Here is a 10,600-nt window from a genome sequence, read left to right on the forward strand (position 1 = left end):
ATGCGCCCACCGAGAGCCTGTGGGGCTCGCTCAAGGTCGGCCGGCTGTATGGGCGCAAGTTCGAGACAGTGCGGGCCGCCAAGGACGAGGTCATCGACTGGCTGGCGTTCTACAACCACCGCCGGCTTCACTCGACGCTCGGCTACGTCAGTCCAATGCAATTCGAACGGGCTTGGCTCGCTGCCCAGGAAAAGCGAGCCGCGTAATGCCCTCGGCTATGGGATGCGAGATCCGAGGGCAAGGTCACCATGTCCTGCGTCGGCGCCAGGTGGAAGTCGCCTGTTGCTCATCCCTCTTGGCCGATTGCCCGCGCTTGCAGTCCATGCATACCCGGCCGTATCCGCCTGCCCCCTGGCTCAATGAGCGATCAAAGTAAGCCTCACGCGTGCGGATCGTTTTGCACCGGGAGCACTGACGCATATCGCCCGTTACGATGCCCTGCGCCTGTTGTCGAAGACGCTCGACGAATTGTGAGTGTTGCTCTCCCGTTGCGACCTCGACGATGCGAGCTAGGCGTTCGTCCAGCGTCGCGACCGGATCGTTTCCGAGATTGAAGCGGTTCACGCGAATGAAGYGGTAGCCATACGACTCGAGTGTCAGCTGGCGCTCAACGTCGCCTTCTCGGAGGTAGCGCTCATGGTTGCCGACGTGCACCTGCGTGCCGGGTTGAAAGTGATGCTCGAAGCCGTCGTACTCCACTACGATCTGCACCGCCCCCTTCGGGGTCTGGCAAGTTAGGAGAAAGTCAACCCGATAGGACGGATGCTGGTAGGTCGGATCGAGCTGCTTGAGATACTCGCCCAAGGGGAACTGCGGCAGGATCTCGACATCCTCGGGCTGCGCCTGGATGAACCTTGTGGCCTGCAACCATTGCAGGAGTTTGGCTTCCATTGGGCTTGCCGGATCGGTTTGTTCTGCAGACCCGAGCTTGGTCTCCCGCATGCCCAGGTAGTGGTTCAAGGCACCTCCGATCGCTCCTCGGTACATGCCTATCGGCATCGAATGAACGATCCAGATCGCGTCCTGCGCACGACTGAAGCCCACGTTCAAGCGCTGAACTTTAAGCTTCTCCTCGACCGCGTCCGCCGCACCTTCAAGCGAGGGCGGAAACACGTAGTTCAATGCGTCGCAGCCCACGGTGGCCACCATCGAGTAGAAGATGATCGATCGCTCCTCACCCTGACAGGAGTCGAACGTCATTACCTTGAGTCGAAGCCTGTCCTCGAACTCCCGCGCTTTCGGGTGCGCGAAGAGCGTCTTCGTGAGCATCGTATGTTGCTCACGGAAGGGTGTGATGACGCCCACAGTCGGCGGATCATCCTCCTCGAGCAATTCAGCCAGCCGGTCCGCGATGAACGCAGCCTCGGCCGAGTTGGTCGTGCGGCTGACAGGCTTGTCCGTCGTGTCCACGAGATCAAACCGGATGACCTCGTCAATCGGCACGCCGCGAATCTTGATGGCCTGAAGGTGGCCGTCGTAGAAGTTGCGCGAGGAGTAGGAAATGAGCTCCGGGTAGGATCGGAAGTGCTTGCGCAGCATGATCGTGTACGACGACGCCAGACTGCAGAATTCGAGAATCGACTTCTTCACGTCGAACATGGCCAGCCGCTGCAGTGTGGCCGCATCACGTTGAACAGTCTTCTCGAAGAAGCTGGTCAAGTTGGAGCGGTACTTCTCGTTGGTGGCGATGCTGGCGTTTGATGACTTGACGTTGGCGAACTGCTTGCTGTCCCCGAGGACCACGATCTTCTTGGCTCGCAGCAGCGCAGGCAAGGCCTGCGCTACCGATACCTGGCTTGCTTCGTCGATGACCACTACATCGAAGAGTTCCGGCACCAGCGGCATGTACTCACCAAACTCACGGATGCCTGCGATCATCACGGGGAATGAGGATCGAACGGCGTCGAACTTCTCCTCTGGGAACTTCTGCCGTTGAGAGATCAGCTGGGCCAGCGTCTTGGCATCTGCCCGATAGTTCTCCATGAAGTTCATCAGTCGCGAATCCACGTGGGCATTCATCCGCGACGTGTTCAAACGCTCCATTTTTGTCTTCGTCCCGACGTAGTCGAATTCGGGTGCTTCGCGAAAAGATTGCCGCACCTTGACCCAATCGCCAAGGTAGCCGACCACCAAGCGGAAGTGCTCCGAGGTGGCGGCAATGGCATCCGTCAAGATGTCCTCGTGCGCTGCCAGTGCTTCAAGAATGCCAAGCAACATCTGCGCGGCCTGGCCGTCCGGAGTCTGGATGATCAGTTGCTGCCACGCGCCCTGCAACTCAGCCTGCAACCCCACTTGCTCCAGGCGCAGACGAAGGTCCATGCCACCTTGGACCAGCAGTTCCAATGCCGCGGCTTCCGCCTTCAAAAGGATGGGCCGCCGAGCTGGCAGCATGTTCAGGCGAGATTCGAGTGTCCTGACGGCCGATCCTCGCAACAGGTAGCCCAGAACAGGCATCCGCAACTGCCGGTACTCGACGACTGCTGCGGCGATCTGTCGAAGCTCGTCCGCGTCGAGCTTCTCGTAGAGGCCCATGGCGGCAACCTTCTGGCTGTGCTGCTGAGCGAATTCCCACAGGACGTTGTCTCGCTTGGTTCGCGCTTTCAGCCACTGAGCATTCCTGCGGGCGTCCTGCGTCAAGCCGTCGAAGTAGCGAACGACCTGATCCATCGCCGCCGCTACGGCGCCCAATCGCCGCACCAAGGCATCTTCGGGTACCAGCGCATGGATGGCCGCCAGCGCCGCCGGCGCGTCTCGCAGCATCTTGGCCTCGGCACCATGCAGCTGTTGTACTTGCCTCAACTCGATGGCACCAAGGGACTTGACGGTCTTCTCGATTGCGATCTTCATCCCGTCCGCTGTGCTTAGACGCTCAAGCTCGAGCTCCGGCGCGTTGACTGCATTGGCCTTCGCATACGCGGCGACTTGGTTGACCGTCTGATTGCCGACCAGCTTCTTGAAGTTCGCGTTCTGCCGGCCCAGACGCAACAGCGGATTGGGGAAATTTGGATCGTGTCGAACGCGACTCATCGCCTGCGACAGCTTGTTCTGAACCACCTCCAGCGCCTCCGTCTTGTCCGAGAGGACAAGACAGGAGCGTTGATTGAACGCGCAATCCGCCGCGATAGCGGTGATCGTGTGCGACTTGCCAGTTCCAGGCGGCCCCTCGACCACGATGATGCGTCCTTCTGGGTGACGCACGGCCATGAGAATCTTGCGCTGCTCCTCGTTCAATGGGATGGGGGAGTCGAACACCATTCGATCGACCAGCGATAGCCCGTCCCACTGCTCCTCAACTGCCGAGCGGATGCTCTTGGGATTCTCCTGGAGAGCTCCTTGCACGAGTTTCTCGAACAAGTCCACCACGGCGCCGCCGCCCTGGCGCGCCATGTTGATCAAAGCCTCGTAGTCGTTGACGAGCGACTCAGCGCCTTTCTCAAACGCACACAAGTAGACACTGCTGCCTAGAACCACCTCGGTGTTGGAGGCGTCCACCGCAGTGGGACCGAGGTGAATCTGTCCAGCCAAGTCCATCGCGTTCGCCACAAGATCGAAGAGTCGTCGAGCCTCTTCAAAGATCGACTGCTGGGGCTGAAGATAGTTGATGCGCTCGGTGATGGGGCTGGTCCACCCGCGTGTCCTCGTCGCCGCCAGTTCCTGTAGCACGAAGTCGATTGCTGCGCGGTTGGCGAAGAGCTGGTTGATGACCGTCAGCTCGTAGCCGCTGGCATCCTGAAGTTTTTCCGCCTGCACCGGCAAGAAGAAGAGCGGATAGGTCGCCCCCCGGAATCGGCATGAGCCTATGTACAGGTAGAGGACAACACCCTCGCTGATAGCGGCGAACGTCTCGACATCCCGGAACTCGCTATACGCGTCGGCGGCCACAAAGTTTGCGAAGAAGCGCCCGAGCGCGTCTCTCGCGTGTTCCATGGTGAGGAATGTGTCCAGCGCCGCTCGGACGTCGGCGTCGTCTCGTTTGGCCAAGTGCCTTGCGAGAATCTCTGGGAGCTTGCTGGCCAGCTCCGCAGCAACTCCCGAAACCATATCGGTCTCTGCCGCATACAGCGAATCGATGACACTGTAGGCCTGCCGCTGCAGCGGGCCGTCCAACTTGGCAATCAGTGGTCGGACGACCTTGGCTGCGATCTGCTCACACAACACGTCGACGGTTGCCTCTACCCATTCCTCCGGATCACTCACGGCTTTGGCATAGCTTCGATCGATCTCCGCCGCAAGCTCGGCCTTAACCGTCTCCAGGTCTTGCGGCTCCAGTGCTGCGAGCTGTTCCACAATCACTGTCCGGACGATGGGAGAAAGCGCTCGGGTGTACTTCCTGGGGCTCAAGCGCAGCTCCATCGGCTCGCCACTTGGTTGTTGTAGAAGAGTCCAGATCTCCCGATCAAGTCTGTCATAGGGCTTGAGGCGCATGCCGCAGCGAAACCCAGACTCGTTCTGCAGTACGACTCGCCGGCTTGGCGCCTGCACTCGCTTGAAATCCGTTTCGATGAAGTCCCGGAAGTAGCTTGCGATATGCGTGGCGACCTCTCTTAGCATTTCTGGTTCCACGTTGTTCCCCATTGAGCGAACGCCACCCGCTACGGCAGAAGAGCGACCAAAGGCACGAGACCCACCGAGGTACGCATCATCAATGTAGCCAGCAAATGGTCGAGCCCCTTGCTGGCATGCAGATCCTCTTGGTTAGGCCCCGACGGGGAAAAAGTCCCTGATGTCTGCGAGAACCGGCGCGCCCGGCACGCTGGAAACTTCAAACAGAGCCTCATCCAACCCGCTGAATCCAACCATCGGGACTTCAACTTCGTTCATGACGGAGGGGTGGCAGGCCGCAGCGCTTTCAAAGAACGAACCGTGCTTGCGACACGAGAGCGGTCGATCCTCATAGACAGTGCATGCACCTTGAGCATCCAAGAAGGGACACGGAATGCCAACGAACTTGCCCTGATCGTGGTGCACCGATCGATCGACAGCTGCCGCCCGTCGGCCTGCGGCTCGTTCAAGACGGTCCGCCTCCGCCTTGGTGATGGTGACGTTCATGTGGCAGCACGATGCACAGCCCTTCTCGCACGCAACGAATGGCTCGCGCGCCTTGGAAAGCTCGTCGGCAACACGATAAATCCGCCATAGCTTGCTGCGCGCAGATGCTTTCGCCGCCCGCACGGCTTGGGGCAGCTTCTCTTCTGCTTCGATTGAGGAACGTGGAAGCGCGGCCAAGAACTCCGCACGTCGCTTCACCGCGATTTCAATCTCCTCCAACGTCAGCGTCCGTTCAGCCATGGATCGATCGTAGCAGCCGCGGTAGCCTTACCGCCCTCCTGCCATCATCAATGGGTCAAGCAAGTATCGACTGCTCAACGCTCGAGGACAGCTCGCTAAAGCTCGCGGAATCCAGATCGGGAGCCGTACGCTAAGTCAGCGATGGCTGAAAGGGCTCCAGACGATCCGCCTCCACCCAGGCATCAAGACGAGGCGGCGTGGCACCTTCTGCAAGGGCGGCCTTGCGCCAAGCGCCCCAAGAGGCCTCACTGAAGCGTTCGCCGTTAATGAGCTGTGATGTTCGATCCTCGCAATGCCCCAATAGGATCAGCAGTCTCGTGTCACCGATGGATCTATTCTTCGAGAGCATCGATCGGTAGCCAGCGGTCAAGCTCCTGGGTGTTAGATCCATGGGGAACAAAATGGCTGGCGGGTAGGACGCAACGATGCCCTTCGCGATGAGCTGCGCTGTCCATCGATACGACTCGACGCTTCCTCGCAGGACGCGCGCATAGCGCCGGCTTCCTGAGTCGTCATGCAAGGTTTCCCGAGATACGTTTGCAAACCAAAGCTCTATCTCCGTCGCTGCCTCGGAAGTCTGAGTGCTGGTGGGATCTGGCAGCGGCAACTGATCGAAGTCGAATCGCGCCCTCAATTTAGTCGCGTGGCGCCAACAGGCCCGCACACCGGGTAAGTTGTGAGCACGCGTCCAGGTAATGATTCCTTGCGTTGTGAACTGCTCCTTCGTGCACACTGCGCAGTCTCGTAGTCCGTCGACGGCTGGACGTCCACGCGCTACGGTGCCCTTCTCGTTGTAGCAACGTCCCACGGTATACAAGTCGGGAGTCGCAGTGCGCCAACGCACGCCTTCTTCGTGGACGAAGTGTTGGAAGTAGCTCTGGAACGTTGCTGTCTCTGCGACCATCTTCCGCGACCCAAAGCACTCTGATTCGATGACAACTCTCATCTGCGCTTCAAGCGATGAGCTGCACTCGCCAAAGTAGCGCTTCAAGAAGCGGTGCGGTGAACCCTCACCGGAGAGAGTGAACTGCCTGCAAAGCTGGCCGTAGACCCACTCATCATCTAGATGCTGTGAACTGCCGAAAGTGGGAATCGACGGATCGGTCATTTTCGTCTCTTCGAGCCAAGCTTGGTCGCCGTGCCATCGAGTTCATCCAGCTGGCCGTGGAGGGTCAGTAGCAACTCGTGCGCTTCCTTGTAGTGACGCAACTCGAGCTTGGCAGGTCCAGCTTTCGCGGCCCTCAGCGCGATCTTCTGCGCCTCCACGTGCAACGTCCGCAACACTGAAGTCACACCCTTGGAAAGCTCGTAGAGAACTCGGAGAGTGTGAGCATCGACGGTGAGAGGTGTTTCGACGAGATGGAACGTGAACAAGTACTTGACGAGAGCGTCGAAGATGGGGTCCTCTGGCCCCTTTGGTCGCTCAAGCTCAAATGCACCCAGGCTGCAGGCCCGGCGCGCCACTTCAAAGCTGCCAGCGAAAAAATCTAGAGACTCAGGTGTCCCAGCCAAAATGATCGGGACCTGTACAAGATTTGTGAGCCTGACCAGGAACCGCCTCAGAGCTTGTTTGCCGGCCGTGGATCCGCAGAAGCTTTGAACATCGTCGATGTGAATCAAACCAACCGCATAGGTCCGCAACAGTTGAACAACGAGGCTCGTCAGCTTGTCTCGTTCCAGCGACTTCGTGCTCTTGGGCGCGTGTGCGTATTTCGTTCCGGTGAGACCCAGCGCCTTGTCGAGAGCCTCAAGAATGCTGTGCTGGAGCGTGACGGTCGAGCCCCCAGTCGGTGCTTCGACGCTTAGCCACACAACCTGAGTGATTGGCAGCTCAATCTCCATGTAGGCACTGTGACGGATCACCTGCGGATATCGCTGCAGCGCAATTCGTATCGTGGTGGTCTTCCCCATCCCTGACTCACCMACAACAAACATGCATCCCAATTCGGTGTCTGCGAACTCTTGAGGCTCGCTGCCGCCGTTGGCCGCGAGGCCGTACCGATAAGCCTGCCCTTCCGGGCTCATCAGATTCTTGGGCACGTAGAACTCGCGCAACGCCAAGTCCATGGCTTCGGCGATATCAAGGCATTCCGGCTTGGCCAGAAACAAAGTTTTGAGCGCCACCAAGTTGTGAACGCGCAGTTTTGGCGGATCCTCCATCAAGGTCTTCAGCGTCGTCCGTGGACCCCGGCTCAAGCTCTTTGCCAGCTCAATGCGATCCAAGATCGGAGCTGGAAGCGCCTCGATCAATGGATTGCCACGGTGGAGTTTTGCTACGTTCTCGGTTTGATACATCATGGGCTGATTGCCTTAAGAATTGCCGCCATTTCGTCGACCTCATCGTTGTTAGCAACACCCGGCGTGTCCGTTGCTGTCACTTTCTCAACTGGGCGATGACCCTTGTCGTGATCCTTTTCATTGCGACGGCTCACCTTGATATCGGCTACCTTTGCAGTGTCGGATCGGTCGTCGTTCGCTTGGGCCACACTACTCCTTGCGCCCGAATGCTCGATGACCTTCTGTTGGTAGAAGCGTAGGCCTCGGCCCACGACTTCGGTGTCGCGACTGTCCTTCGCTGCTGGCTGTGATGTAGCCACGATGTACTCGATGAACTCGTGCAACGTGGCGTCCTCCAACAATGCCTGCTTGACGTCGACGAGCTTTGCTTCTCGCAGCTCATTGCCATCCGTGTGTACATAGCAGGTGTCCGGGCGGTCGGGATCAAGGTAGATGTCGACTTCGCGCTTGCGAGAGCGCTGCATGTAGTACCAACTGCTGCTTTCCATCCAATCAGCGGTAAAGCGAAGGTCATTTACAACGAGGCCTTGCCTGGTCGCTCTGGCCTTGATCGTTGGCAGGTAATCACGAATCGCGTCCGCTCGCGTGAGTCGGTACGGAGAACCATGCAACTCCTCTGCCCCCACTTCATACAAGCTCGCCGGGTACGGTTTCGCTCGCCCATGCAGTGACAGCGGGGCAAAGCGCGAGCAGTCGTGAGTCAAGTTCCATTCGGCGACGACGCAGAGCAGCAGCCTGGTCAAGTCGGCAATCGTCAGACACGCATCAAGTCGGGCGTCATGCTCGCCGCGCTCTTTCAGTCTGCCCGTTGTTCCGCCGGGCGCGTCGTGCAGCGCCAGATCATTGAGAATGCCAAAGTACCTTTCAACGAGCGCTTTCCACTCTGCTCGATAAGGTGCCGCATAAGACATCACGGTGCCAGTGTCAGTGGCGAGATCGCGAATCGACTGGCTGAGTAATTCTCCTCGGTCGGCGAACACATGGGCAGACCGGATGCCCTGCAGAAGACCATCAATAACCTCGTCAGGAAGGCCGAGTTCCTTCACACAGAGGTCCTTCGGCGTCATAGCCTTGTAGAGAGCGATGCGCGCCTGGTCGGCACTTGGTGCTTCTAGGCTTACGTGCAGCGCAAGAATCGCGTACGAGAAGACGTCCAGGACCACGTAGATGATTGGCCGGCCGACTCGCACTTTTCGATCAATGGCCGACACCAAATGAATATCGCCAACGGTGGCATCGATCAAGTACGTCGAGCCAGAATAGTGATCTTTGGCGCGCGCATGTGATGTCAATACACGCAGATCCTTTTTCCATCGCCGCCCTCCGGCGGCATATTTCGCGGCCTCCAGTGCCGACACATGCTGCTGCCAGATGTAGACGAACTGTCGATAAGTCAGTTCGTATTGCTGATTGCACTGGATGATCGGCCTGCCGTGCTCGTCAACACCGGTGGGGACCAAGACGTAGGTGTCTCGGTAGAGCCGATGCATCGCCGCCAAGCTGAACTTCTTTGATCCGTCTTCCTTGTCGCGGCCAGACCTCTTGGTCTTGCGACACGTTTTCATGAAGACCTCTACGGCCTCCTTGGCCTGCTCCGTCGCGTTAGATCCCAGGCTCTCTGGATTGTTGAGCCAGTTCTTTGGCCGCCTTCCAAGTTTTTCCTTGGCCGGCTTGCGAGCCTTCTCGACGCCATGCTTCGGCATGGACGCCGCGTGAATATCGCCGCCCAAAGAGAAGTAGCGCGCGAGTCCGCGGCGCAACGCTGTAGTGTCGATGTTGAATCTGGCCGCCGCTGACTCAAGGACCTCGCTGTAGCGTTGCCGCACGAGCATCTCGTACAACCGCTCGTTCGATGTCAGCCAAGAAAGGATTTCCATCCACATCTTGAAGTGGTTCTTGGCATATTCGGTGCGAGCAGGCCGCGTGAGGAGCGCCGGGACGCTCACCGTGGCTGAGGTAATGAGCCCCCGCGCTTCAAGCTCCTTGAGCTCGCGGAGAGAATGCTCCTGAGGCTGCACTGCGGACTCATCCCTTCGAAGTCTCCCTCGTCGCTCCTTGACCTTGTTCTCTAGGACGACAGGTTGAAGGAAGATTTGGTCTAACTCACGGGCCAGATAGGCGACCACATAGGTGCCATTTTTGATACAGGTTCCTTCCAGAGGAACAGACACATGAAGTGCCGCGTAGGGTGCTATCAGGGAGTCAGCCATGCACGGCCCTCCTGCAGCAAGATGACGCGGGTTTCGTCTGATATTTTGATGTCCCAGCACTCGAGCAGACTCAATCGAGCTATCGAATGATCGACCTCTATCAGTCCGAACAGCACTCCCATCTTCAACCAGACGACTTGCTGCGCGTTAGACAGTGCATAGCGTTGACCCAGTTCAGTGAGAGCATCCTTCATCCGGCGACGGCGCGTGGATGTAGCGTCGACCAGATCAGACATCCAGCTGGCAGGGATCTCTATACGCGCTAGCAGTTCTGGATCGGATGTCATGACCGAGTAGGCCCACAGCAGGTTCTGCTCAAGGTGCCGCGGCATCGAACGTTCCGTGATGACGATCAACTCGATCCCGCGCAGGCGCCAGTACTCCCTCTCGATCAGCCGGAGCTCGATGTTGCGAGTGTCTTCAATCTCCTTGGACCATTTGCAGTGGATTGCCACTTTCCCGCCGTGCCGCAGCGTGACCAGGAAGTCCGTGGACATGCCTCCTGCTTTTGTCGCGGCTGCGGCCTTCCGATAGGGCGGATGCCTGATACCTAGAAGCTTGGCAATGTCCAGGGTACCCGGCAGGCCTCGCTCGGTTTCAAGCTCTAGGGAACCGCTGATTTATTCGGGCAGATCTCGATGGCCGAACGAGGCGTGGACAGCGAGGATGGTTGCATGAAACAGACGAGCTTTGCGAGCCTGGAGTACGCGGGCAAGAAGCGCCAGACGAGGCGCGAGAAGTTCCTGGGCGAGATGGAGCGCGTGGTGCCGTGGTCGGCGCTGTGCGGCTTGATCGAGCCGCAC

The 10,600-nt window shown here is 58.7% G+C and carries 7 protein-coding genes and 1 pseudogene; 2 read left to right on the forward strand and 6 right to left on the reverse strand.

Annotated elements, in window-relative coordinates; translation table 11 throughout:
• Positions 1 to 206, forward strand: a 206-nt coding sequence (locus tag AC1DXV_RS25580; RefSeq protein ID WP_477936199.1) for an IS3 family transposase, incomplete at its 5' end; no start/stop codon positions are given.
• A gap of 37 nt (positions 207 to 243) precedes the next feature.
• On the opposite strand, the gene AC1DXV_RS25585 is transcribed toward AC1DXV_RS25580, so the two are convergent.
• From AC1DXV_RS25585 to AC1DXV_RS25610, 6 genes are all read right to left on the reverse strand, one after another.
• Positions 244 to 4,563 (reverse strand): AAA domain-containing protein, encoded by a 4,320-nt coding sequence (locus AC1DXV_RS25585; protein WP_477936201.1) that lies wholly within the window; start codon positions 4,561 to 4,563, stop codon positions 244 to 246.
• Between the two features lie 132 nt (positions 4,564 to 4,695).
• Complete coding sequence (locus AC1DXV_RS25590) at positions 4,696 to 5,289, reverse strand: YkgJ family cysteine cluster protein (RefSeq protein WP_477865816.1); 594 nt, start codon at positions 5,287 to 5,289, stop codon at positions 4,696 to 4,698.
• A gap of 130 nt (positions 5,290 to 5,419) precedes the next feature.
• Positions 5,420 to 6,397 carry a TniQ family protein gene (locus tag AC1DXV_RS25595; protein ID WP_477865817.1) on the reverse strand — a complete coding sequence of 326 codons (978 nt, stop codon included), beginning with the start codon at positions 6,395 to 6,397 and terminating at the stop codon, positions 5,420 to 5,422.
• Positions 6,394 to 7,587 carry an AAA family ATPase gene (locus tag AC1DXV_RS25600; RefSeq protein ID WP_477865818.1) on the reverse strand — a complete coding sequence of 398 codons (1,194 nt, stop codon included), beginning with the start codon at positions 7,585 to 7,587 and terminating at the stop codon, positions 6,394 to 6,396. The genes AC1DXV_RS25595 and AC1DXV_RS25600 overlap by 4 nt, the downstream gene beginning before the upstream one ends.
• Entirely contained in the window at positions 7,584 to 9,797 is a 2,214-nt protein-coding gene (locus AC1DXV_RS25605; protein ID WP_477865819.1) for a TnsB C-terminal domain-containing protein, read from the reverse strand. The genes AC1DXV_RS25600 and AC1DXV_RS25605 overlap by 4 nt, the downstream gene beginning before the upstream one ends.
• The gene (locus tag AC1DXV_RS25610) at positions 9,782 to 10,417 is read right to left on the reverse strand and encodes a TnsA endonuclease N-terminal domain-containing protein (RefSeq protein ID WP_477865821.1); all 636 of its coding nucleotides are present in this window, start codon (positions 10,415 to 10,417) and stop codon (positions 9,782 to 9,784) included. The genes AC1DXV_RS25605 and AC1DXV_RS25610 overlap by 16 nt, the downstream gene beginning before the upstream one ends.
• Before the next feature lie 54 nt (positions 10,418 to 10,471).
• Between AC1DXV_RS25610 and AC1DXV_RS25615 the strand changes: the two are divergent.
• Positions 10,472 to 10,600, forward strand: a pseudogene (locus AC1DXV_RS25615) (IS5/IS1182 family transposase); the annotation flags it as partial.

The organism is Rhizobacter sp. P3_C12, assembly GCF_056402735.1.

Coding starts and splice junctions, on each gene's coding strand:
- AC1DXV_RS25590 (WP_477865816.1), bottom strand. CDS start 5,289: ATGGCTGAACGGACGCTGACGTTGGAGGAGATTGAAATCGCGGTGAAG.
- AC1DXV_RS25595 (WP_477865817.1), bottom strand. CDS start 6,397: ATGACCGATCCGTCGATTCCCACTTTCGGCAGTTCACAGCATCTAGAT.
- AC1DXV_RS25605 (WP_477865819.1), bottom strand. CDS start 9,797: ATGGCTGACTCCCTGATAGCACCCTACGCGGCACTTCATGTGTCTGTT.